Source organism: Sphingosinithalassobacter sp. LHW66-3 (assembly GCF_050703275.1).
Classification (GTDB): domain Bacteria; phylum Pseudomonadota; class Alphaproteobacteria; order Sphingomonadales; family Sphingomonadaceae; genus Sphingomonas.
This window is the reverse complement of sequence record NZ_CP193482.1, coordinates 1107099-1131344: the sequence shown is the minus strand read 5'-3', so window position 1 is coordinate 1131344 and position 24246 is coordinate 1107099. Positions and strand designations below refer to the sequence as shown.

21 protein-coding genes are annotated in these 24246 nt (G+C 60.8%); 5 read left to right on the top strand and 16 right to left on the bottom strand.

Annotated features, from left to right (window positions below):
* The first annotated feature begins 2 nt into the window (after positions 1-2).
* Both mobF and ACQ450_RS05220 read left to right on the top strand, forming a co-directional pair.
* Positions 3-2939, top strand: coding sequence for a MobF family relaxase (mobF, locus tag ACQ450_RS05225; RefSeq protein WP_431470784.1), 2937 nt, complete (start codon positions 3-5; stop codon positions 2937-2939).
* A gap of 72 nt (positions 2940-3011) precedes the next feature.
* Positions 3012-3251, top strand: coding sequence for a hypothetical protein (locus ACQ450_RS05220; RefSeq protein WP_431471168.1), 240 nt, complete (start codon positions 3012-3014; stop codon positions 3249-3251).
* Between the two features lie 33 nt (positions 3252-3284).
* On the opposite strand, the gene ACQ450_RS05215 is transcribed toward ACQ450_RS05220, so the two are convergent.
* From ACQ450_RS05215 to ACQ450_RS05200, 4 genes are read right to left on the bottom strand one after another with little or no spacing between them, the layout of a single operon-like run.
* Complete coding sequence (locus ACQ450_RS05215; protein ID WP_205440775.1) at positions 3285-3482, bottom strand: DUF6961 family protein; 198 nt, start codon at positions 3480-3482, stop codon at positions 3285-3287.
* Positions 3482-3790 carry a DUF5818 domain-containing protein gene (locus ACQ450_RS05210; RefSeq protein ID WP_431470783.1) on the bottom strand — a complete coding sequence of 103 codons (309 nt, stop codon included), beginning with the start codon at positions 3788-3790 and terminating at the stop codon, positions 3482-3484. Before ACQ450_RS05210 ends, ACQ450_RS05215 begins: the two co-directional genes overlap by 1 nt.
* Entirely contained in the window at positions 3781-4206 is a 426-nt protein-coding gene (locus ACQ450_RS05205; protein WP_431470782.1) for a thermonuclease family protein, read from the bottom strand. The genes ACQ450_RS05210 and ACQ450_RS05205 overlap by 10 nt, the downstream gene beginning before the upstream one ends.
* 11 nt (positions 4207-4217) lie before the next feature.
* Entirely contained in the window at positions 4218-4862 is a 645-nt protein-coding gene (locus ACQ450_RS05200) for a S24 family peptidase (protein ID WP_007011047.1), read from the bottom strand.
* 689 nt (positions 4863-5551) lie between these two features.
* On the opposite strand from ACQ450_RS05200, the gene ACQ450_RS05195 reads away from it, so the two are divergent.
* The 3 genes from ACQ450_RS05195 to ACQ450_RS05185 all read left to right on the top strand — a co-directional run bounded on the left by ACQ450_RS05195 (position 5552) and on the right by ACQ450_RS05185 (position 10457).
* The gene (locus ACQ450_RS05195; RefSeq protein ID WP_431470781.1) at positions 5552-7555 is read left to right on the top strand and encodes a site-specific DNA-methyltransferase; all 2004 of its coding nucleotides are present in this window, start codon (positions 5552-5554) and stop codon (positions 7553-7555) included.
* The gene (locus tag ACQ450_RS05190) at positions 7556-9892 is read left to right on the top strand and encodes a DEAD/DEAH box helicase family protein (protein WP_431470780.1); all 2337 of its coding nucleotides are present in this window, start codon (positions 7556-7558) and stop codon (positions 9890-9892) included.
* Between the two features lie 334 nt (positions 9893-10226).
* On the top strand, positions 10227-10457 hold the full coding sequence (locus ACQ450_RS05185) for a hypothetical protein (protein WP_431470779.1): 231 nt from the start codon (positions 10227-10229) through the stop codon (positions 10455-10457).
* Positions 10458-10466: 9 nt separating this feature from the next.
* Here ACQ450_RS05185 and ACQ450_RS05180 read toward each other — a convergent pair whose 3' ends face one another.
* From ACQ450_RS05180 to ACQ450_RS05125, 12 genes are read right to left on the bottom strand one after another with little or no spacing between them, the layout of a single operon-like run.
* Complete coding sequence (locus ACQ450_RS05180; RefSeq protein WP_431470778.1) at positions 10467-13169, bottom strand: conjugal transfer protein TraG N-terminal domain-containing protein; 2703 nt, start codon at positions 13167-13169, stop codon at positions 10467-10469.
* Between the two features lie 39 nt (positions 13170-13208).
* Positions 13209-14633 (bottom strand): conjugal transfer protein TraH, encoded by a 1425-nt coding sequence (locus ACQ450_RS05175; protein WP_431471167.1) that lies wholly within the window; start codon positions 14631-14633, stop codon positions 13209-13211.
* A gap of 1 nt (position 14634) precedes the next feature.
* Positions 14635-15471, bottom strand: coding sequence for a conjugal transfer protein TraF (locus ACQ450_RS05170; RefSeq protein WP_431470777.1), 837 nt, complete (start codon positions 15469-15471; stop codon positions 14635-14637).
* Entirely contained in the window at positions 15452-17173 is a 1722-nt protein-coding gene (locus tag ACQ450_RS05165; protein ID WP_431470776.1) for a conjugal transfer protein TraN, read from the bottom strand. The genes ACQ450_RS05170 and ACQ450_RS05165 overlap by 20 nt, the downstream gene beginning before the upstream one ends.
* Positions 17170-17880: a type-F conjugative transfer system pilin assembly protein TrbC gene (gene trbC, locus ACQ450_RS05160; RefSeq protein ID WP_431470775.1), complete on the bottom strand. Its 711-nt coding sequence runs from the start codon at positions 17878-17880 to the stop codon at positions 17170-17172. The genes ACQ450_RS05165 and trbC overlap by 4 nt, the downstream gene beginning before the upstream one ends.
* Positions 17881-17930: 50 nt before the next feature.
* Entirely contained in the window at positions 17931-18899 is a 969-nt protein-coding gene (gene traU, locus ACQ450_RS05155; protein ID WP_431470774.1) for a conjugal transfer pilus assembly protein TraU, read from the bottom strand.
* 56 nt (positions 18900-18955) lie between these two features.
* Positions 18956-19600 (bottom strand): type-F conjugative transfer system protein TraW, encoded by a 645-nt coding sequence (gene traW / locus ACQ450_RS05150; protein WP_431470773.1) that lies wholly within the window; start codon positions 19598-19600, stop codon positions 18956-18958.
* On the bottom strand, positions 19597-20121 hold the full coding sequence (locus ACQ450_RS05145) for a S26 family signal peptidase (RefSeq protein ID WP_431470772.1): 525 nt from the start codon (positions 20119-20121) through the stop codon (positions 19597-19599). The genes traW and ACQ450_RS05145 overlap by 4 nt, the downstream gene beginning before the upstream one ends.
* Positions 20108-20503: a TrbI F-type domain-containing protein gene (locus ACQ450_RS05140; protein WP_431470771.1), complete on the bottom strand. Its 396-nt coding sequence runs from the start codon at positions 20501-20503 to the stop codon at positions 20108-20110. The genes ACQ450_RS05145 and ACQ450_RS05140 overlap by 14 nt, the downstream gene beginning before the upstream one ends.
* Before the next feature lie 8 nt (positions 20504-20511).
* A complete protein-coding gene (locus ACQ450_RS05135) occupies positions 20512-20907 on the bottom strand; it encodes a hypothetical protein (protein WP_431470770.1) in 396 nt (131 codons plus the stop codon).
* Between the two features lie 32 nt (positions 20908-20939).
* Positions 20940-23486 (bottom strand): type IV secretion system protein TraC, encoded by a 2547-nt coding sequence (traC, locus tag ACQ450_RS05130; protein ID WP_431470769.1) that lies wholly within the window; start codon positions 23484-23486, stop codon positions 20940-20942.
* On the bottom strand, positions 23486-24241 hold the full coding sequence (locus ACQ450_RS05125; protein ID WP_431470768.1) for a conjugal transfer protein TraV: 756 nt from the start codon (positions 24239-24241) through the stop codon (positions 23486-23488). The genes traC and ACQ450_RS05125 overlap by 1 nt, the downstream gene beginning before the upstream one ends.
* Between the last annotated feature and the right edge of the window lie 5 nt (positions 24242-24246).

Genomic DNA, 24246 nt, shown 5'->3' with positions numbered 1-24246 from the left:
TGATGCTCTCTGTAGCCAATGTCCGTACTGCTGGCGGCGCTGCCAACTACTTTGCCGCCGACAATTACTACACCCGCGCCGATGCCGAGAGATCTGGTCAATGGCTTGGCAAGGGGGCGGAAACGCTTGGACTGCGAGGCGTTATCGAAGCCTCGCAGTTCGAGGCCGTACTCAAGGGCATACTGCCCGATGGAAGCCGTGTCGGGAGCGACAACAGGGCCCATCGCGCCGGCACCGACCTCACATTCTCGATGCCCAAGAGCTGGTCCATCCTTGCCCTCGTCGGCGGCGACAGGCGTATCCTCGATGCCTATGGCGCTGCCGTTCGCGAGACTCTGGCCTGGGCTGAGAAGAATCTCGCCGAAACCCGCATGGAGGTCCGAGGCAAGGAACGGGTGGTCGCGACGCGCAATCTCGTGATCGGGCTTTTCCAGCACGATACGAACCGCAATCAGGAGCCCAACGCGCACTTTCACGCCGTGGTTGCCAATGTAACCCAGGGGCCCGATGGCAAATGGCGAGCGCTGAGAAATGACAAGATTTGGGAGCACAACACGCTGCTCAATGCCATGACCATGGCGCGCTTCCGCTTAGCCGTAGAAAAGCTCGGCTACCAGGTCGGGGAATACGGCAAGCATGGCAATTTCGAAGCGGTGGGCGTACCCAAACCCGTTCGTGATGCCTTCAGTTCGCGCCGTGCCGAGATCCTCGACAAGCTTTCGACGATGGAAGGCAAAGGCCTCGCGGCGCGCAATGCGGCCAATCTGATGACCCGGGCGGACAAAGGGCAGGTGGCAGACCGCCAGGCTCTCGTGAACCAATGGCGCGAGGCAGCAGCACAGTTGGGCTTTGATCCGAGACTTGTCATTTCACAGGCCAATGCACGGGCCGCCACCGACATTGGCTCTGTCTCCGGAATTGGAAACTCTGTGCGATCGATCGGCCAGCGGGCGCGGATGCTGGCTGCGACGTTTGCGGAGCGTCTGGGGCTACGTCAGGGCGACCCGCTTGTGCCGCGCGACATGGGGCGCCGGACGCCCGAGCAGATCGCGGCCGTTCATGCGGTCGCATCGGCGATCCGGCACTTGGGCGAGCGCGAGGCAGCGTTCTCGCGGACCGAGATATATCGCTCAGCGCTAGGCTTCGCCTTGCCCACTACTCTTGCCGATATCGAACACCGCGTCGACCAATTGCTGCGCCAGGGCCACTTGCAGAAAGGCAGGGGCGCAGATCGCAATCTTGTCACAACCCGCGATGCAATCGGGCTCGAGCAGCGCATCATTGCGGCCGTCGAAGGTGGCCGGGGACATGGGACTGCGGTGGTCGAAGCTGATGTGGCCGGAGAGCGGCTACAGGCGCTCTCCCAGCTCAAATATGGCCTGACCTTGAACCCTGGGCAGGAGGGGGCAGGGCGCCTGCTTCTCGCCTCGCATAACCGGATTGTCGCTATTCAAGGCGTAGCTGGCGCCGGCAAGAGTACCGTCCTTAAACCTGTTGCAGACATCTTGCGCGAGGAAGGCAAGTCCGTGCTCGGGCTCGCTGTCCAGAACACGCTCGTACAGATGCTTGGACGTGACACCGGCATTCCCTCTATGACGGTTGCGCGCTTTCTGCGCCAACATCAGGGCCTTCTGGCAGGAGCGGACCAGGCGAGGCTTGCCGAGGCTCGTGCGTCTCTGCGCGGCACCACGGTGCTGCTCGACGAAGCCTCGATGGTCGGCAATGCCGACAAGGAAAAGCTCGTGCGCCTCGCCAATCTGCTCCAGCTCGACCGCTTCGCCAGCATCGGCGACAGGAAGCAATTGGGCGCTGTCGATGCCGGCAAACCCTTCGACGTGATGCAGCGGGCAGGCGTCGAAACCGCCATTATGAACACCAATCTCCGGGCCCGCGATAAGGCGCTGCGTGATGCTCAATATGCAGCGCAGGTCGGACATATCGACGAGGCCTTGCGACATCTTGGCCCGCATGTCGTCGCGTCGGGAAATACAGCTGCCGTCGACGCCGCGGCGGCCTGGCTATCGCTTTCGCCGGCCGAGCGGGAGGTGACCGCTATCTATGCGTCGGGTCGCAACTTGCGCGGACAGGTGAATGACGCCGTCCAGATCGGGCTCAAAGCCAATGGCGAATTGGGACCGGGTTCCTTGGGTCTCACTGTGCTGTCGCGCGTCAACCTTACGCGTGAGGAAATGCGCTATTCGCGCAGCTATGCGGCCGGCATGGTGCTCGAAGTCGACCGCCGGCAAAGGGGGCAGGGGCTGCAGAAGGGCCGCTATGAAGTGGTCGAAACCGATCCGACCCGCGAACGCGTGATGCTGCAGAACGAGCGGGGCAAGCGCTTTGAATTCCGGCCGGGCCAGATGCGACCGCAAGGTGAGCAGGATCCGCTGCGTCTGTTTGAGGTTCGCCCACTCGAAATCCACGATGGCGACCGCATTCGGTGGACGGCGACCGATCACAAGCGCGGCCTGCTCAACGCCGATCAGGCGCGCATCGTGGCGGTTGATGGGAAGGGTGTTACGGTGAAAACCTCCCTTGGCGCCGAACACCGGCTGGGGCTGAGCGACCCCATGCTCGAGCGTCTTGATCTCGCTTACGCGCTCAACGCGCACATGGCGCAGGGCCTGACCTCCGACCGCGGGATTGCCGTCATGGACAGCCGCGAACGCAATCTTGCCAACCAGCAGACATTCCTCGTGACGATAACCCGCCTGCGCGATGGACTGACCCTGTTTGTAGACAATGCGGGCAAGCTCGAAGCAGCTATTGAGCGCAATCCGGGCATGAAACGCTCGGCGCTCGAAACGGTCAATCTGCTGCGCGATGCGGCCGCTACGGGCCAGGCTAAGGGCAAGGCGTCTGATCGTTCGCAAGAACCGGCTCGCGAGCCGCCCGAACTCGATCGCTCGATCACCAAGCCCTTCGAAATCGGGATCTGACAGAGCGGATATCCGCATGGGTCCATATGGCACCGGTTGACTGTTAGTTCTGTTTTTGTTCTCATGTCGGCCATGTCCCGAATCGCCGATGAGATCCTGTTTACGCATATCGAGGTCGCGCTTGCGGTTGCGTCCGAAGCAACGCTTGTCGGGCTCGGTGCTGACGACCCGCGAACCCAGCGCAATGCTCGTGTCGATCTCGCGCGCCACCTGGTCGAAAGGATGCAGGGCTTGGAGATTGAAGGTGGGACGAATGCAGGCAGGAGCTCTCAGCCCACTCTCTTTCCGGGCGATCTATCGCCGATAGGCTGACCGTTGTTGAAACTTGGCTGAGGCCGTTCTGGTTTATTGAAGCTGGTTCGGGCCATCCTTGCCCATCAGCTCTGCCACGCGTTGGGCGATGGCTTTCCAAGTGGCGATGCCCGCCTTGTCCCGTGCCAGTGCGAGCACGCCGATCTGCTCGGCAACATGAAGCGGTGCATTTTCACCGTGGGTCTTCAGGACCTGGTTGGCACAAGCCCAGAGTTCCCAATCGCTCAACATCAGCCGAGACGTCCAACAAGGCCGAGGAAGAACGCGATCAAACCGTAGCCCACGACACTGCACGCCAATAGAAGTTCAATATTGAATTTGGAGCGAGGAGGGCGGGGTTGTCCTGCTGGCCAGATCTGATCGCAGATGAGCTCGTTGAACCCGGCGCGGCGTCCGCAGACTTCCACTTCGCATCCGATCAACCGGCGTACTCTACGCCCGGCGTCGAGCTCCCACACCCCGCCGCCCGAATGCAGTTCAAGTCCGAAGGGGCCTTCGGCAAGACGGCCTGTCAGACGGAGTTCCGGGCCTAGCGGCATGCAGGCCCTTTCCAGTAGCGATCCCAACGCAGCACTGTACGTGTCTGGATCATCGAGCAGGAGAGATCGGCTCCGTTCGGCAGTCGGCACCAGGCAGCCGTCCGGTTGCCGCCTGCCGAACCTTCCGACCGGCATGTCAATCTCGGTCCGCGAACTACGACGTGCCCTGTCGAGATGGTCCCGCTAGGGCCGCCAAGGAGATCGACGAGCGCGTCGCGCGCTTCGATAGCCGACGCGTCGGGACACGGCTGGTTGGTCCGGCATGTCCCGTCCATTTCGCGCGCTGCAATCCCGGCGATGCGGACATGGGGGCCTTCGGCGCACCATATGGGCCCATCGCCATCCCAGACATGCGTGGGTGTGCAGGTAAAGGTCTGGCCGGCAGCGACGATCGAGGCAGCGAGGAGGGCAAGCATTGGCGAGCTACCTAGCGAAGCGCGCGGCCGAACCAAAGCACGCGGCCGACAATATTGATCGTCCGCTTCTCCAGTCCGCGCCAACTGGGATAGGCCGGATTGTCGCTGAGCACCGAGACCCGCTTGCCTTGCGGCTCGATTGCGACCCGCTTGACGCTGAGCATGTCGTCCATGCGCAGCACATAGATCCCGTCACGAAGCCGCGACTGTCCATCGTTGAGATCGACCATGACTTCATCGCCGTCATGCAGCGTTGGCTCCATCGAATCCCCGTGCACGGCGATGATCGAAAGGCTCGTCGCCTTGCTTGCGGTCAGACGGCGCAGCCACTTCTCATCGAACCCGAACTGGGCGCATTTGGATTCCATTTCGGCCAAAGCGCCGTGCCCTGCCGAGGCTTCGACATCAAGAACCGGGACATGGACAAGTTCGACGACCGGGCCGGATCGCCGTTCGGGCGCGCCGAGGATCTTTTCGTCTACTCCGAAGAAGCGGGCGAGCACGGAGCGGTCCTGCTCGTCCAGTTGCCGGGGACTGCCGCGACGGATGTATTGCTGGATGTAGGCCGCGTTGCGTCCGAGAAGGCGAGAAATCGAGGAGTAATTACAGCCTCGTTGCTGGATCAGATCGTCCAGTGCTTTGCGTGCATCTTCCATCGCTGCGTGTCCTATCGCATTCGTCTAGGAAAATCGATCCTAGACTCTAGGAAGCCTTCCTAATAAGAACATAGCAAGAACACAAGCGGAAAGCGAGTCGAAGGCGATGGAGCTCCTGGACCAGATCGAGGGTTATTTGGTGCGAAGCGGTACGAAGGCTAGCATGTTTGGGAGGGACGCGGTCGGAGACCCCCGGTTCGTTCAAGACCTGCGCGAGGGACGGCAGCCGAGGCGTAAGACGCAGCAGAGGGTCAGGCAATTTCTAGCGGAAAGGGACTGAGTTCTCGCTTCTTCCGCCCACGACGCGGTACTTCATGTCTTCAGAACCGTCTGACAAAGCCCGACGTACTTGCACGCGATGGTCTATTGGTGAAATTGTCCACCATCGTCAGTCTGCTTTGATGATTGGAGGTGCATACCAAATGACAACCGATAAAAGAACGGAGTTCATAACGGCACGCTGCGAGAAACGATTATGGCTCCGCAGCGGGCGAAGCTGGCCGGAATCGGGACGTGTTTCGAAGGTCCAGCGATAGTCGACTATGAGCGAAATGTGCTCCTAGCCAAGAGCCGGATTGTCTGTCTAGAAGATCAAAACAGGGCGTGGCATTGCCGACAAAGTCGGAACACACTAGGAACATTCTGGCGGCAGACGGGCCGCACTTGAGAGATGAATAGGGCGCGCATTAATGTCGATACCGCAGGCCGATGAGTTGGGCAGAGAGCTAGCGAAGCTTGATCGCGATGACCTAGAACGAATGGTGCGGGGTTTGCTCACAAATGGGGTGGCTCTGAGTTTTCACGGCAAGCGTACAGCTATGGAGATTGCCCGCCGCGTCAGGCCGCGTGTGACCCGGCGAGAAGCGAAGCTGCATGTCGGCCCCGCAGCAGATCAGGCGAGGAACCTGTTGATTGAGGGTGAAAACCTTCAAGCTATGGTCACGCTCTACAAATATCGCGGTGAGGTCGATCTGATCCTAACTGACCCCCCTTACAATACGGGTCAGTATTTTCGATATAATGACCGGTGGGATAGCGATCCAAATGACCCTGAGCTTGGCACATTGGTCGCCAAGGAAGATGGGTCCCGCCACACTAAGTGGATAAAAGCAATGATGCCACGACTTCAGGTGATGAAGTTGATGCTCAAGCCATCTGGCGTCATTGCCGTCTGTATTGATGACAACGAGCTGTACCATCTTGGGATGATGATGGACGAGGTCTTTGGTGAGGAAAACCGGCTCGGCATAATCAACTGGCAGAAGGCATACTCTCCCAAGAACGATGCTAAGACTGTATCAAAAACCACGGAATACGTCCTCGTATATGCCAAGGATAAGTCGCGTTCTCGCACTGGCCGCGTCGACTTTGATCGTGGATCGATTAAGAACCTTGATAGTGATCCGAATGGCGATTGGATTCCAAGCGATCCGACTGCGCGCCAGCACCGGAAGGATACCGCTTATGCCATCCAATCGCCAGTAACCGGGAACCTTCACTATCCCAATGGCGAATACCGCTTCGACGGGCTGCTACCCGAAGCCCGATCGCACTGGGTCAACTTTACGAAAGCTGAGGCCAAAGCATACTTAGCGGAGTGGGGATCGCCTTATGTCGAAAAGGACTTAGGGGACGGTCGTGGTAAAGCCCTCGTTATTAAGGGTTCGGGCGTCACACTAGAGAATTATGATCCGTCCAACGATCCAGCCGTTATCAAGGCAGCGGAGCGCGCCCTTGCACGTCGCAATGCTGGCAACTGGCCAAGCCTCTATTTCCGCGATGACAAGAGCCGGCGCCCCGGCCATGGGCGGCCTCGGCTAAAGACCTATGTCGATCGGATCAAAGAGGGAAAGGTTCCGACGACGTTCTGGGACGAGGACCAATACGGCGCCCCGGTCGACATCGGGTCGGTCACGTGGCCCCATGCTGAATCAGGCCACACCGATCTCGCCAAGCGCGAATTAGACCAGGTAGTAGGACGCGATCATGGCTTCGATACCGTCAAGCCGCTCCGCCTATTGAAGAAGATTATCCAGATTTGGTGTCCCGATGGCGGTCTGGTTATGGACCCATATGCCGGGTCTGGTTCGACCGGTCATGCGGTCCTTGAGATGAACGCAGAGCAAGACGCTGCTCGCCGCTTCATCCTTATCGAACAAGGCGCGCCTGAAAATGGTGATAAGTACGCCCGGACCCTGACTTGGAAACGACTGCGTAACGCTGTCACCGGAGAAAGGCCGAATAACGCAAAGGCGGAACCCTTGGGCGGCGGCTTTGAATATCGCCTTCTCACAAAGACTATTGATGCAAAAACTGTGCTGTCAATGCAGCGAAATGAACTGATTGATATAGTGCTGACTTCGCATTGGGAAAACCAACGCCGAAGCGCACCAAATCTCAGCGTTTTTGATAACGCAGATTATCAATACCTGATTGGAACGGATGATGACGGCGAAGGCTATTTTCTGATCTGGGATAACGGCGGTCCAGTCGGCTCCCTCGATTTGGATACGTATAAAACTGTCGTGACAGAAGGAAAGCGCGCTGGGGTGAAAACGCCGTACCACGTCTATGCGCGGTACGAGACGTTCCAGTCCCCTAACGTAAGGTTCTGGAAAATTCCCGATCGCATCTTGGCTCATCTTGGCCTTAATGAGAACGATGAATTTAATAACCCAGAAGGGGCGGAATAAGTGGAGCTTTTCGGGTTTCAGGAGCGGGCGGCTTCCTCTATTGCAGAGCGCTTTGCAGAGTACGCTATCAATCCACTCATGGTTGATAGAACCACAACTGTGCCTTTCATTCAAACCCTGGTATCGATTACCGGCAGCGGTAAGACACTTATTCTTGCTGACGCCGTATCCCAGATTCGTGATCGTCTGCCTATACAGCCAATTGTCCTTTGGGTTTCAAAGGGAAAGATCGTTGTATCTCAAGCGTATTCCAATCTTTCGGCCGGGAAATATGCCGATAATCTTCCGGGCTTTACTGTTAAGCCTCTCCTTCAGGTTGCACCATCGGATCTGGAGGATTCAACACGTCCGGTACTTTTAGTAGCGACAGTCGGCAAATTTGCAGTCGAGGATGAAGAGGGCGGGGATCGTAAGGTCTTTGAGGCGCAGCTTGATTTAGCCACTGATTCCCTGTGGGAGCTGCTAAAGCGTAGGCGAGCGGCGAGCGGCGCGCGACGTCCACTAATTGTGGTTTATGACGAAGGGCATAATCTATCGGACCTCCAGACGCGCAGGCTATTAGAGCTGTCACCTGACGGACTGATCGCCGCAAGCGCGACGATGACGCTTCCATCCCGTCTGGAGAACACCATTACCCGCCTACGCACTGATCGAGGCTGGCAGGATAGTCAGTTTACAACGGCAGTAGCCAGCAAAGATGTCGTCTCGGCAGGACTGGTGAAAGAGCGAATTGCCATTGGCGGTTATGTCACTCCCATGGAAACGGCCGTTGATGCTATGCTGTCGGACATGGCGGAAGCTAGAGCTGCCGCCGCGCTACTCCCGGCTCCATACAAACCAAAGGCAATCTACGTTTGCAGCACAAATACTGTTGATGGAGTTCCGATAGCTGAGGATACGAAGCGACCATTTAATGAGAGGCAGGCTCGCCCTATTCTTATTTGGCGGCATCTTGTAGAAAATGCGAAAATCGATCCGTCGAAGATCGTCATATACAGTCAGTTAAAGTTTACCAAAGATGCTCCAGCCCCTAAGGGGATGCGGGTTCTGTCTGGTGGTGATAAGGATTACACTGACTTCATTGAAGGCGATTTTGAACACATCATCTTCAACCTTGGCCTGCAAGAAGGCTGGGACGATCCAACTTGTGGATTTGCCTATATTGATAAAGAAATGGCGTCATCAAGACAAATAACGCAGGTCATTGGTCGTGTTCTTCGTCAGCCTGGCGCAGAACACTATACAAATCCTGTCCTAAACACCGCACACTTTTATATCCGCACAGACGAACGCGGTGTCTTTGATGAAATTCTTGATGATATTCGTCGTCAGCTTGTGTCAGAGCATCCTGCGGTGTCGCTGCTGATTAAGTCCGATAGCACCGGCAGGGTTATGGAGAAGGTGCATCCGGAGCCACCTCGCACGGTCCCGACAATTGGCATTCACTCTGCAAAGGCGAAGGACCCGATCGCCAACCTTATAAACAAGATGATGGACTTTTCCGCTGGTGGCCCAAACACGGTGGGTCAAGGAAGCCGTATGCTAGTCCTCCAGGAAATTGGAGTTGGAGCAGAGTCATCTTTTGAATGGATTGAAGTAGAGCATAGCAATCGCGTCACCGTACGATCAATATTTAGGCGAGAACTTCAAAGGCTCTATGCCGGCGCCCTACGGCGTGCTGGTGGCCCCGTCAATCTTGTCGATATCGAGTTGCCAAAATTTGATGCGATGATTGAGCTAACTAGCCCTGCGGCGGATCATGTCCGATCCGTGGCTAGGTCAGTTGTAGAAGCTTACATTGCCCATTCTCGAATCTTTCAAAATGATTTTGATGCACCCTATTCAGTGGGCCCGGTGGCAATCGATCCTCGCGATGCGACCGATTTTAGTAAATCACTGCACGCGAAATATTCTGGACTAAATCCACTTGAACTACGCTTTTGTCGCGCGCTTGACCGCACCCAGCGAGTATGGGCGCGAAATCCGCGAAACAGTGGATTTTACATCCCCCTTTTGGATTTAGCGTCGTCATCTACCTACTGGCCCGATTTTCTCGTTTGGGTAGATAAGACCGTCATCGCTATCGATACAAAGGGCGATCATCTTTTGGCTGAAGCGAGCGTTGGCAAGCTTTTTGATATTGATACTCTCGGCGAGCCTGCAAAGGTTGTGCTGAGACTCATTTCCGAAGGCGAGGCCGAAGCATTACCCTCCGGCCAGATCAACAAAGTCGGGAAGCTCGGCTTCACTGTCTGGAGTTGGAAAAACGGCAGACTGCATGGAATCCATGCTTCGGATGAGCGAGCCGCGATAAAGCTAGCGTTGGACCTATCATAATGATGACGGCTAATGGGAACGGGCGGCCATGGTGGGCGCCCCCCGTTGGGGTCGCGTGGCGCGTGTGATGACGTCAGCGGGACACCGCTTACTTTGATTTCAGATGTCACGTAGTTGATCGTAACTCGACAGAAACTGGGGCGCGTCGCTCACAGTAGGACTGGTAGTGACAATGTCCGCTTACTCAAATTTCGTTGCCACAAGCTGATCGAGCGGATTGTCGCCGCACGCAGTCATCGCAGAGTGAAGGCGCGCGTGTGGCACACGAGCGCGAGGACGCGAGTTTCTGCTGTCTTTGAGCCATTGTTTTCGCTATGTTCCAAGGAGAAGCAATGTGAACGCGATCATGACGAATTTCGACATTGAGAATGCAGAGACGCGCGGAACCCACAAGTGGGATGGGCTGTCTGAGATCGATCAGGCGATCCGTGACAATCGCCTGATGGAGTATCGGATCAAGAAGTCCTGGGCCGATCCTTGGGGACGGAAGTTCACGATCACAGTCCTGCTTGTGATTGCCGCAGGTTTTGCATATTTGGCTGGAGCATCGGCCGAGCTCTGGTGACCCAATCCATCACCATTCCTTCACCTCATCAGCAGACTCCGCGCTCGCGCCCTGTGCACCTTTGGTAGCCGCATCAAGGCGGCCTCTGGATCCGCGGATCCGCTGGCGACCGGAATCCTGAGCGCGCACCACTTCGTCGTGAATAGTGCCCGGGTCCACCTGCAGCACGTTTCCAGACACCCCTCCACCGATTTGGGCACGACCTCTGACAGATCCCGGTCCTGTGACCGAAGGGCGCGAGATTGGCTGTCCTGGCGTCAGTACGAGCCTGTCCTCAATCCCGTCGCGCAGCTGTTCCGCGTAGCTTTCGATGAATTTGCCCTGCAGCGCCTGACCTTCCGGACTGAGCTGAAACGTCAGGTCGTCAAAGCGGACATTGCCGTAGAAGTCACGATTGCGTTCAATTTCGACCAAGCCCCATTCGCGGTAGGCCTGTGACAGGTTTAGGCTGCCTGCGGCGCTGTTACCTTCGAAAAACGATGCCTGGCTTTCGAGGCGGTTCGCCAGTTCCTCAGCCCGCCGTGCTTCGCGACTGTAACTCTGGGCCTCGGTCAGCGAAGCGTTCATGCCACTCGCGGTCGAGGAAATCGAGGAACTCGACGAGGTGCTGACGCTGCGAACAAATCCATCGCGTGTGCTTGACCAGTTTCTACTGTCCGACATCTGCGCAAGGCTCCCGAAGATGCGTGAGCGGTCTTCGGATGCGATGCCGATATCGCTGTCGGTCCAGGTGCGGGTACCGCCCCCTTTCAATCCGACATTTGCAGACGCCACACCGTTCGTGACACCAGCGCTGGCGCCGGCTTCACCCCCAAGGAACCAAGCAGTCGAAATGTCGTCAGCGGCCCTCCGCGATAGGCCGAACTGACGCTGCAGGTTGGTGGATGCCTGGTCGACCTCGTTGAAGGCGGTCTGGATGCTGTCGGAGTTGGATGTGCCGGTCGCGCTCTCGAAAGCCGATCCGCGGCTGAATTGGCTTCGCAGCTCGCGGAACTTCGTGACCGCGCTGGTGGTCGATTCCGTCGCAATGTTCGCATAGCTCTCGCTGTTCGAGCGGGCCTGCGATGCCATTGTCGACAGGCGCGAGGTGAACTCCTGTCCGAGACTGGGCGTGAAGGGATAGCTCGAGTTGGGAAGCTGGTCATAGCTGGCTTCGGGGAAACTCGTCGTCATCGAGCCCGTATCGCTGAATGTCCGGGTCTGCGCCGCGCCATAGGTGAAGCTTGGCGCGATAGTCCCTTGTGCGAACTGGCGCGTCAGAACGCTCGAATTCTCAAAGCTCGTATTGCCCAGCGAGACGTTGCCTGTGCTTGCCTCGCGCGCCGCTTCCTCGGCAGCGTTCTGGCTCGGATTGAGATAGCTTGTCGCATGGTGAGAAATCGCCATGGCTCCCTTGGCGACCCCGCCGGCCAGAAACGGCACCGAGGCAATGAGATAGCCTGCCAGAAGTCCGATATCGCTGTTCACATCGGCCATGCCGGTGAAGCTTGCAAGACTGAGACCATTGCCACCGGCCACCGCGCTCATGTCCGCGGCGCCTTTGTACATCAGCATCATGTGCAGGATCACGAACAGTGGTCCCCATGCTGCCAGGTAGAAGAAGCCCGTCACATAGCCTTTGAGTGCCAGCGGCCCGGTCTTGGGCAACAGAAACAGGGGGAAGAGGACCGGAAACAGGGCGTAGAAGAGCACGGTCAGCACGACATTGAGAAGCGGCACCCACTTCATCGCGTTGCTGGCGATCGAGCCATAGGTCCGCTCGGTCTGGATATCGGCGCGCGTCTGGGCGTAGACGTCGACGTTGCCCGCGCCACTCGTTGCCGCCATTGAATGCATGGCCTGGCTCATCGCGTTGATCGTCAGCGTCTGCTTGAAGATCTCGGTCGCATTGGCCGAGACCCCGGTGAGGTACTGGTAAGCCACCGGCAGGTCAGCAAAAAGCTTGGCCTTGGCGAGGGCGGCGGTCTGGTTGGGATAAAGCTGGCGTCCGAAGACCGTCCCCATGCCGTCGATCAAACCGGCCCACTGCGCGTTCAGGGCGTCATAGGCTTCGCGGCAGGTGATGATATTCGAAGTCACCTGACCGGTCCCGGTGTCGCGGGTGAGGAAGCGCTGGGCCCGCGCCTGACTGCCGGGCGCAATGGTCATCCAGATGTCGCTGGTTTCGGCGAGCTCCTTCATCGAATAGCGGCCAAGCAGCACGTCGTAGAAGACGCATTGCCGGAAGTGCTCGTCGAGATTGGCGGCAAATTCGGGGTCGGAAATACGCAAGGAGCGCGTAGCATCGTAGAGCCGCGCGCCGTAGATCATGCCGTTCTTCGAGTAGTTGAGGTCGCCCGGCAGCCCGAACACCACCTCGGCCGAGCCAGTCAGATAGTCGCCGACCTGGCTCGTGAAGCTCGCCATCAGTGCAAGCCCCAGCGGCACATTGCTGACATTGGCAGGGGCGAGACTGGGGTTAAGCCGGTCGGTCACATGGACGTCGAGCCGCGGCACCATAAGGCATGAATAGATCAGCGTCGCGCCGAGGAACCAGTTGACCCAGGCCCTCCAGTCTTGATTGAACGCCAGCGTGATGGCGGAGAGGCCAAGCCCCATGACCATGACGACCTGCAGGAGGCTCTTGTAGCCCCCATTGCCCGTCCAGGCGGCGACCGCCTGAAAGACATTGACCAGGTAGTCGCCGCCGCCAACCGTGAAAATCTCGACCATGATGCTGGGCTCCCGCCGCTTTCGGCGCGCTGAAAGGGATCAGTGGGTAAGGGCGCGCGACTGCACACCGCGCGACCAGTCGAGCGAGGCGGCCATGCCCGGCGACATCGATGCGGCGAGCACGTTCTCGATGAACGCGGTTTTCTCGATGATCTGCATGATGGCGTTGACCTTGAGTTGCGTGTTCGCCTGCCTGTCGGCGAGTGCCTGCCTGACGACATTCACCTGGCCCTGCCACATCGCGATCTTGGCTTCGTCCGCGCCGATGAAGTTCGACATCGAGCGGCCCGCTTCGCTGACGATCCGGTCGAGGACGGCGAACAGAAGATCGACACTGGCGATCTCCGCCAGCGTCTCGCGATCGTCGGTCGGCATGCCGCGGCCATAGGCCGCCTGGACAGTCAGGATCTTGTAAAGCGGGATCGAGGCAACCTGCAGAAGTTCCTTCTGCGCGTCGGTGATCGCGGTGTCGTCATGGATCGCCTGGACCATGCCGGCAATCAGGGCTGCAACGCGCGGGCGCAGCGCTTTGGATGCGGGAAGGCTGAGCGACTTGAAGCCGGGATCGAGGCACTTGTCCGGCTCGTCGCAGTCGAAGATCAGGACGTTTCCGTTGCTTGTCCCATCGAGCAGTGAGGTGACCAGTGTCGAGGACGCTTCCCCGACGATCGGCACGAACTTGCCCGGCTCGTCATCCTTGGGCGGGACATAGATGATCGTGCCCAGCAGCGTCATTGCATATTCGGCGAGTTCCTCGTCGAAAGTGCCATTCGGCGAGAAGAACGCGGACTTCTTGAGGATCGTCCAGGTGTAGTTTCTCGCCACGGCGGGATTGACGTCGTCATATTTGCCCGAGCCCTGCGCCGTCGTGCTCGACCGCTGGCCTTTGGTGCCGCACCCGTGCTTGGCGGCTGCATAGTCGGTGAAGATGCCTTCCGAATTGCCGATCGCCTCGCAGATCGCCTTGTCGGCCAGATCGCCCTTGGGCCAGATGCCGCCCACCAGCCCCTGCGCCATTTCGCAGGAGTTGATGTTGAGGTTGTTCATGAGCTGAGCCTTTTGGCTGAACTCCTGCATGATCTTCGAGCATTCCGGGCAGACCGTGTCGATCGCCAAGCTGAAAGCGAAGCCGACCGCATTGTTGGCGACAGCCTTCAGCATTGCGACGATCTCGCTCGCGTTGATGAAGCTGAAGGATCCGGCGAAGATGTCGATGCCGCCGCAGCCCGCGCGGGCGCGCGGCAGCTGCAGATTGGCGATGTTGGTCGTCTTCTGCGGGAAGCGCGTCCAGACGTTGCCGAGACTGTAATAGCCTGCCGACTGACCCTCGAACGCGGTTGGCCCGTTGACGTTGGCGGCGCCGCCAACATCATTGAGGAACGAGTCCATCGAACTGCCGACATCGGCTGATGCACTCGTAAGGGGCAGGGTGGCCGCGAGGATCGCGGCGACGGCACGTTTCATCCTAGTAGTCACGTCCGGCTTCCTTCGATGTGAGGAGGTAAATGCGGTCCTGAAGCTCGTCGGCACTCATCACGCCGTAGCCGATCGGGATGGGCTGGCCCTTGGCGGCATCCCAGAGCACCACCGCCGGCGTGACCTTAGGCTCAAGCCCCATGCGGCTGCGCTGGTTGGTCTCGACCGTGTAATTCGGGAAATGGCGTGAGGGACCGCCGTCCGTCGAAATCGCACGCACCGTGATGTGCCAGGTCGACGCAACGCTCTGGACGATCGGCGACATGACTTCGCAGGCGCCGCAGCTCTGGGCGAAGAAGTAGAACAGCCCGTAGCGTTCGGACAGCTGCGCCATCACCGCATTGCGCTCGGCGTTGCGCGAGTCCTGCCACTGGCGCTTGCCGAGCGTCGAGACTGGCCGCTGGAGCGTATAGTCGAGATCAGGATCCTGCCAGATCGCCCGCTGCCAGACATCGCTGAACAGCGATGCCCGGTCGAGCTGGGCGCGCTGAAAACGGATATAGGCCGTCAGATTGGCCGACGTCGGCTCGAGGATCGCCTTGGCTTTCAGTTCGCGCAGATTTGCAGTGATGGCATCGAGCTGGCTCGTCGCACTCGGAGCAGGCTCGGAGGCATCCTCCTGCACTTCGGGCGGCTTGGGCTTGGTGCAATAGAACCAGTACCCAAGGCGCCGCTCCTCGCAATAGAAGCTGTCCTGGCTGTCGCTGGTCGTGACCAGCGGCGGTTCCTGGCCGTGTGCCGGAGCACTGAGCGCGGGCGCAACGGCGGTGAGCGAGAGGCAGGCGGCAAGCAGCCGCCGGGCGGCCTTATTGGCTGGCGCGGGCATAATAGTCCTCGATTTTCTGCTGGATTTCGGTGGCGGCCTGGAGCTCGTCGGGCAGGCGCGCGGCGTCGGTGAATTCGGCGTAGACCTCGCTGAAATCCATCTTCGAAAGATCGAGCCGCGAAAACTCGTCGATGGTAAAGCCAAGGCACTGCTCGGTCTTGGGCTTGCCCCAGGGCTTGTTCAGCTGCTGGCGGCCCTGTTCCTGCAGGATCCGCGAAAGCTTGGATTCAAAGCAGCAATAGACCTTCTTCTTGGTCAGGCAGACGCCCAGGAAACTGTCAGAGCAATAGGTCCCGACATAGGCGCACAGGCCCTGCGCATCGCGCTGGTGAAGCAGCATTTCCTCGCGGCTGCAGCCGAGAGCGACAAGCAGCTGGATACCCGGAATGAGCGGGAAACCCTTGCCCTTGCAGCAATTGAGCACGCCGAAGACCTTGGACGAGCAGGTGTTGCGCGTACCCTTGAACAGGGTGAGCGTGTCGGGATCGAACTCGCGCCGTGCCTGGTCCATCGCGTTGAGCGCGACGACTGCATCCTTGAACTCGTCATTGGCCTCGCGCTCGATCGTCTCGCACGAGCCATCGATGCAATAGACGTCGCCGTCGCAGATGAACTGGCTGGTATCGGCAGGCTGGTCCGGGACAGGGCAGTCGTAGACCCGCTCCCAGGTTCGACAGGGCTCCCCCGAAAGGCAGTCTTCGCGCACCAGCGAGCAGCCGGGCGTGCTTTCCAGCGTCTGGCAGTCCTGAGCTTGCGTAAATTGGGCGCAGATATAGCTGCGCGACCATGCCCAGCAGGGCTGGGTGACCGCGATGCCATCGACGATCCTGGTGACAGGATCGCTGTCGGTGCAGGTCTCGGTGTCCTGCTGACATGAATTGTCTGCGGCAAGGCCCGCGCACTGGCTTTCATCGCGGCTCGTCGTGACGACGTTCTCGCCGGTTACGGTGTAGGGCGTCGCGCCATCGACCGGTGCAGTGCAGCTTACGAGATCGACGCGCAGGTCGCCCGAGTTACAGCCCCAGTAGATGCCGAGATAGGGATCGCACAGATTGATCGGATAGGACTGTGTGACCGTGCATTGCGGCGCCGGGTAGCGATTGCAATTGTAGATCGATGCCGGATCGACGCCGCTCCCGCCGACGCAGTAGTAGCCATAGACCTGCCGCTGCACGGTCGTGGCATTCAGCGTCACCGGGCAGGATCTGGTCTCCTGGGTCGCGGTGTAGCCGACGTTGCAGGTCGCCATGTAGCGCGCTGCGGTGCCGGTTCCCGGAGGCAGGGGGACGCAGCGGCCCTGGCTCCCGCTGATGCTCATGCCGCTGGTGTAGGAGAGCGGATCGTCGTTGATGACATTGCTGCGCGCGACAACCGCGTCGAGGTCCTGGGGCGCGAACTGCGCACGGCGATCCATGGAATCGCGCATGGTCCGGTAGCCGGTGTTCGCCGTTGCCTGGCTTGCCGCTTCCCGCGCCATCCGGTCGGGATCGTCAAAATAGCCCGACTGGCTGGGCACGCTCCCGAAATTGGGTATCCGGTTTGCGTCCGGGTCGGTCGTCGCCGCGCTCTGCGCTGCGGCCGCCTGATCGCGCCCGAACGCCTTGCCGTCTGCCTTGGCGGCATCGGTCGTGGTTTGGGCCGAGACGCTTGCCGGCAGACAGGCGCAGGCGAGATAGAGAAGGGGAAGGAGAAGCCGCTTCATGGGTCACTCCGTTGCAAGCGGGCAAGATGCTGGGATGCGAGAAGCGCGCCGGGACCGCCGCCTTGGGCGAAGGTTTCGAGCGCGTAGGACACGCTGACATTACCGCTCATCCGGTCGTGGGGTGGAACCTGGGTCCGGCAATCGAAGCCATCGCAGAGATCGAAATCGCTGCTGGTCACCACATAGGTCGGGACCGCCTCGATCCCGAAAGCGCGAAACAGGCGCGGGTCGATGCCGACTGCGTCGAGCGCCCCGCCGTCATCGGCGATTTTCGCGAGCGCAGCCGTAAGGGTCTTGGCGCTGCCACCCGGCAGGCCGCGCAGCACAACGACGCCGCCAGCCTTGGCGACATCGTCCGCCATGGCCTGCAAGGCAGCCGGCGGCATCGAGAGCGAAGCAAAAGCGATGAAGCGGGGTGCTTCACCCAGACCATCGCTGGCCATGGTCCCCGCGTCGGCCACCATCTTGTCGAAGTCGAAGACGTCGTCGCTTCCTGGCCGCGCGGAACTTGCCGCCTGCTCGGTGTAGCGCTTGCCATGCGCCTGGGCTTCGGCGGCGCTGTCATTGGCTTGGCTAAGGACCGCTTGGGCGCGCGCGCGGGCACTGGCGGCAAGCGCATCGGCTTCGCTCGCCTCGACCTTGGCGCGGGCGCGTATCGCTTCGAGATCGAGTTCCGGCTCGCTCGTCTGTGCTGCGGCTCCCGCCATAGCGGCCGCACCAGTGATCGAGGCGATTACAAGGAGATGAGGGAGTATCTTCATAGCGCGCAGCAGTTCCGTTTGCGCCAGACCAGATAGCCCATGTCCTCGCCGATGGCGGGATAGACCTGACCTGCCGACATGAAGGTGGTGGAGGCGCCAATAGGCGCGCAGGCATAGCGGCCCTTGGTCTGCGGATTGGGATTGGTGGCCTGGAAGCGGTACTGCTGCTTCCTCATCACCGGCATCAGATACTTCCCGCAAAGCCCCTTGCTGCCCATCGTGCCCCAGGCGACGAGTTCGCGGTGCAGCTTGTAGGAGAAGCGCGATAGGGCGAGCCGCGATGCCTGGACGTGCCCGATCGTCGCCGAGACATTGCCGTTCAAGGGATACATGCTGCCCTGGCATCCGGCACACCAGAACAGTTCATCGGTCGGCAGCTTGGCCGTTGCCGCCACGCAATCGGCCGCGCAGGCCGCAAGCGCCAAGGGATTGGCGAAGAGCACCGCTTCGGGATTGATGATCGCGGTGAGCTCGCTGTCCTGCCAAAGCGGATCGATCTCGGTGATGTAGAGAATGTCCACCGAGCCCTGTTCCAGGCACAGGAAATCGGCGACGATCTCCATCCAGTAGATCAGCGGATAGGCATACCAGTGGACATGCCACTGCGAATTGTACTGCGTCGCGCCGCCGACGGCCGAAGGTCCCGCCATCGACTTGAAGCCGATGTCGAATCCCGGATCGAGCTTCATCCCGCCGAGATTGACGAAGCACCAGGGCTTCATGCTGACGTCGGCAAGCCGCACCGGCTCCCAGAAGCCCATGGCGATGCCCGGCCGCAAACCGCACAGGCAAACCGGAAGCGCCGGGTTGCTCGTATCAGGTCGGCTCGAGGGCCAGATCTTCAGGCCGCCGATCGAGATCGGAAACAGGCACGACCAGCAGATATCGGTGATCGGATTGACGAACTTGCCCGTGCAGCGACCCGGTCCTGCCGATGCCTGTGCGGGCGCAGCCGCAGCGAGCATGAGACCGAGAAAGAGGATCGCACTGCATAGCCATGTAAAAGAGGGAGACTTTGTTCTCATGACGGTGCGCGCTCCTTGGGCCGGACAGGCTGCTCGGTGATGATGAGGATGCGGCCCTGCTGCTCGACCGTGGCGGGCACGGCGCGGATGCCGAAGTGCTTCACAAGGCTGCCGCCCTGGTCGAAATAGAAGCGGCGCTGGCGGGCCTTCATCAGTTCCAGCGGTGCACCGCGCACGAGGATGAGCTTGGCTTTGGTGCTGGCATAGCGCCGGGTCGCCCAGGCAAGCTGCTCGGGATCATCGCCATCGAGAAAGACCAGCGGCACCCGCAGCGGCACGGTGTCGAGCGGATTGACCCGGGTCCCGGCCGCAACGGTCACCCGTCCCTTATCATCGGCAATGTCACGCTCGACGCTGATCGTCGGATCGAAACGCCAGCTGCGTGCTGCCGCTGCGGCGTTGATGCCTGCGACGGGCTCGGGGCGGTTGACGCGCGCGATCGTGCGCCGCTTCAGCTCCTCATTGAGCTTGGCCGTCTCGCCGGTCTTCTCGAGGTGGGTGAGACGCGCATGGATTTGCTCGAGCAGGTCAGGCTCGATCACGGACCAGACGGTGCCTTGCTGGCCGTAGTCGCGGGCGCTTGCCGGCGCGGCCAAAAGAAGACCGGCTACGAGGAATGGGGCGGCGCGCAGCGGTGTCACAGGATCGGCCTCCCGACCCCGAGAATGCGCTTGGCGCAGATCCACCCGATCGCCGCATAGCGGCTGTCGAAGCCGTCCTTGTGCGCGGTGGTGACGAAATAGCAGCCTTGAGGCACCACGCCTGTCGGACCGAGCGCCAGCGGCTCGCCGAAACGGCTTGCCCGCTTGGCTACTGCGACCTTGCGGCCATTGACAAAGAAGCTGCGATCCTTCTCGATCACGACATCGCCTGGCATGCCGCTCACCTTCTTGCCGAACGGCTTGGGCGCCTTGCCAAAATGCCTTTCGAGCAGCGGCGAGGACGGCGGATCGAACAGGATGATCTCGCCGCGCTGCGGCAGCGCGCCGCGATCCAGCCAGATCGCCCAATAGGGCAGGCTCGGACTGGCGTTGATCATCAGCGCATGATCCTTCGCGAATGTGCTGAGCGACGTGAGCGCGAGCGCGGCCGCGCCGAGCCCCGCCCACAGCGTGAGCCGGCGCCCAGTGGGCGAACGGAGGACAAGGTCAGCGGCGCGCATCGGGAATGGCTCCCACGCGGCGCGCCACATCCGCGCGCACGGCTTCGGTGAGATCGGGCGTGCTGCCCGCGACCACCGCTTCGGCGACAAGGACCGTGCGGCCCTCGCGGGCCAGATGTTCGACCGATGCTTCGACCGCCTGCAGATAGGCCTGGACGCGCATCTTCGTTTCCTCAGGCGGCCGTCCGGCGCGCGCTTCGGCTTCGATGAAGTCGCCCATGATGCGGCTCAGCTGGACGGTCACCACCTCGCGCTTATCGAGCGCGAGCAGCTTGTCGGTGGCCCAGACGCCCCAGAGTGCCGAACCGACCATACTCAAGCCGAGCACAGCGGCGGTCCAGTTTACCCCGCCCATGCGGCTGCCCGGGGACTGTGTTGCCAATATGTTCTTCACAGCTTTTCTCCCGAGAGTTCGCGTTCGAGATCGTTGATGAAGCGCGGCAGGCGCCAGACCACGACCAAAGTCGCGACACCGATGAGGACGAACTTGAACTCGTCGAGGAAGCCGATCTGGCGACCCTGCTCGGCGCCGAGGAAACGGTCCGAAATATTGGCGAGATGCGCAAAGAAAACCCCGGCATCGCCGCCCGAGATCAGAAGGAAGAAGAGCAGCGGGAGCCCGAGCGCCATGAGGTAGCTCGAGGCGAGGAAAGTGCTGCCGCGAAGCACGATGTAGCAGAGGTCGGCGGCATGCGAGCACCAGCCCTTAGCGGGCAGGTCGAGGCTGTCGCTGTCGGCACGGGCGTCCTCGGCCTGGTCGATCGGCGTGACGAGATGGAGAGGCATCGGTTCTGGGTGTCCTTGGATAGAGGGAAAAGTCAGGTTCGATTGGCAAAGGCGATCCGTTCGATCGCGTCTGCAAGCTGATGGCCGCGCGCGATCTCGGCATCGATCGCGGCAAAGGTCTGAGGCGAGCTCGAGAACAGCGTCGCGGAATAGTCGTCGAGCACGAGCCGGCCGATGGCTTCGGTCTCCGGTCCCTTGATGAAGACTTCCGAATAGTCGCTGCCCGAGCGCTTCAGGCTGCGGATCAGGGTCTCGGTGCGGTCGTCCATGTCGAGCCGCTTCGACGCCTTGAAATCGGCGATCGTCTCGGGCTTTTGTTGAAGGATCAGCATCCAGTCGCTGTTTTCCAGCGCAGCGGTCGCACCGTCCGACTTGTAATAGTCGTTGAGCGACTGCGTGGCGGTTGCGAGCGCCCCTCCATATTTGCGGCAGGTGCGGGCGTAGGTCTCGACGAACTCACCCATCGAGCCGCCCTTGAGCATCGACCAGGCCTCGTCGATCAAGAGCAGTTTCCTCACCGAACGAGGGCTGCGGGTCATGGCCTGGCTGGTCATGAACATGATCGCCGAGAGCACGACCGCGCGCAGTTCTTCGCGCGTGGCGAGATCGGACATTTCGAAGACGGTGAAGTCGGTATCGAGATCGAGGCTCGCCTGGCCTTCGAAGAAGGCGCCATAAGTACCGCCTGCCATGTAGGGCGCGAGCGCGGTCGCAAGATCGCTCGCTGTCTCATTGCCAAGACCGGTCAGCGCTTCGCCGACGCCAGTGATCGAGGCTGCTACGCCTTGGTCGCTCCAGACCATGTTGACCGCACGGTCGATCAGGCCGCGCTCGGTATCGTTGAGCTGCGCGCTGTGCCGCGCCATCTGGCCAACAATGGCCTTGACCATGCCGAAGCAGTCGAGCCGGTAATCCTCGTCTTCGGCTGCCCGCTCGCCATCGATCATCGAGAACGGGTTGAGGCAGAAGCCTGCCTTCATGGTGAACTCGACGAACCGGCCACCCTGCAGTTTTACCGAATGCTCGAAGCTGCGCCCGTCGTCGATGACGACGACCTGCGCGCCCGCACCGCGCAGCGCCGCGCACATCTCCTGAAGCAGCACCGATTTACCCGAGCCCGACTTGCCGCAGATCGCGACATTGTGGTTGCCGGCCTCGTTCTCGAACGGCGACCAGAAGAAGGGCTGACCGCGCCGGCCCACGAACAGGAGATGCGGATGGACGCTGCCAAGATATTCGCCCTGCATCGGCGCGATATTGGCGGCGGTGGTCGAGAGCACGGTCTTGAAGCGCTTGAGGCGCTCCATGTCCGCGCCAAGCCCATCGGCCAGCGTCATCGGCATGGCCGCCAGCAGACCCTGGATTTGCAGGTAGCGCTCGTCGGCAAGGTCCCAGCCTGCCGCCTTGTAGATCGACTTGATCGCGCGTTCGTCCCGGTCACCGCGGCCGAGCGGCGAATAGGTCGTCAGGCCATAGAAGACACGCACGAGGCGGCGACCCTCCTGCAACTCGGACTGGACGTGCTGCCATTCCGCGGCCTGCTCACCGATTCGCGGCAGGAACCGTGCGCTGCGCGTACCCGCAAGGCTGGTGGTACGCATGAACTTGAAGCCCGCCTTGGCCGAAGCGGCCTCCTGGTCAGGATAGACGAGGCACAGCATCGTCGCTGCCGGGCAGGGGAAGCGCAGCTTGTCGGTGAACATGTCGCCGATGAGCCGCGCGCACTCCCACGGCGCCCAGCGCTGGGGCATGTTGCGCGAGGAAAAATGCCGCACATCGAAGGCGTCGGGGTAGACCGTGCCGATCTCAGGAACCCCATCGTCAACCTTGCCCGTTGCCCGAAACCGCTCGGTGACGAGCCGCATCCGGTCTTCCAGGATGACGAGTTCGATATCGTGGCGGATCGCCTGCGCCGCGATCGCGTCATTGGGATTATAGGGCACAGCGTCGTCCTGCGGCGCGGTCGTCGGCGAGGTCAGGTCGTCGATGATCGCAATCAGCTGCTGCGGCTCGACTTCGGCAACGCCCAGATTGAGCGACTTCAGCATCGCGATGAGGCCGTCGCGCGTCTGCTTGAGATCCTCGTTGCTCACCGCTTTGGCAGCGGGCACGCCGACCGAAACGATCACCTGATGATGCCGCGCATGGAACGGCGCGTCCTGCGAACCCGATTCCCAGACGAGGCCGTAAAGCCGACGCGCGCGGTGGCGGGCAATCGCCTCGTAGACGCCGCCCTGGACATAGCGCGGCGCAAACCAGGGAGCGACGATCCGGCTGATGCGCGGAGACGCGAGATGCAGCACCTGGAGGCAGGCCCCGGGTGGCAGGCCCTCGGAGAAGAACGATCCAAGGATCTCGCCGGTACGCTCATCGGCACCGATCAACGGCGTGACAGCAAGGACAAAGCCCTTTGATCGCGCGTTGAAATAGAGCCGGCTCGCCGGATCATAGACCCGGTAAGGGAGCCAGTCCGACAGGAGATCGAGCATCAGGGCAGGCCGGTCATGTTCAGCGTGCTCGGCATCGCCCAGAAGCCCGGTGAGGAGCCGGTCGACAATCGTCTTCAGTTTCTCGGCCATCACTTGGGCTCCTTCTGTGCCTGAGCGGCGTTCTTCGCGGCCTCGATTGCCTCGATGGTCGGGAAGATCAGCGGGGCCTTGTCGGCAGAAGGCCGAGGGGCTCGATCATGCGGGGGCTGCGCCATGTCGAACCCCTCGACCGCCGGGGCTTTCGCTCCGGCAACGGCCTCGCGCGCCGTGGAGGGGAGGACCAGCGGCGAGGCAGAGGGGGTGTCCTCGAGTGAGGACGAAGGTTGAAAGGGCTGTCCGAGATCGAACGTCTCGGCTTCGGGCTGTTTGGCAGGCTGCTCGGCGGCCGTGCCTTCATGCGTTTCGCTCGTTGCCTCGATCTGCGCCTGTACGGCTTTGAGCTTGCGGCGCAGCTGGCGCATCAGCGGCGGGGCGGTGTCCTCGCCAACCTTGCGGCGCAGTTCTGCGGCCCAACGCGGATTTTCGACGACTGCCCAAGCGACCGCATCATCGTGCAGCGTCCCGGTCTCATCGACATGGGCTGGAAACACGATCCTGAGCGTTCGCTCGGACGTCCGGGCCCGATCGCCGGCAGCAACCGGGACGGGCGCACGATAGTCGTTCTCCAGCGAGCCGGTTGCGGTCATGTCGCCGGTTGCGCGGGCGTCGATCACATGGCTGGGCGCGCAGTCGCCCTTGGGGGCACGGCAGGTGAAATCACCTTCGATATTGGTGCCGAAAGTCGCGCACGCGCTTGTCAGCAGAGTAAGGCAGGCAGGGGCGAGAATACGGTGGGGAAATCGCATGACGA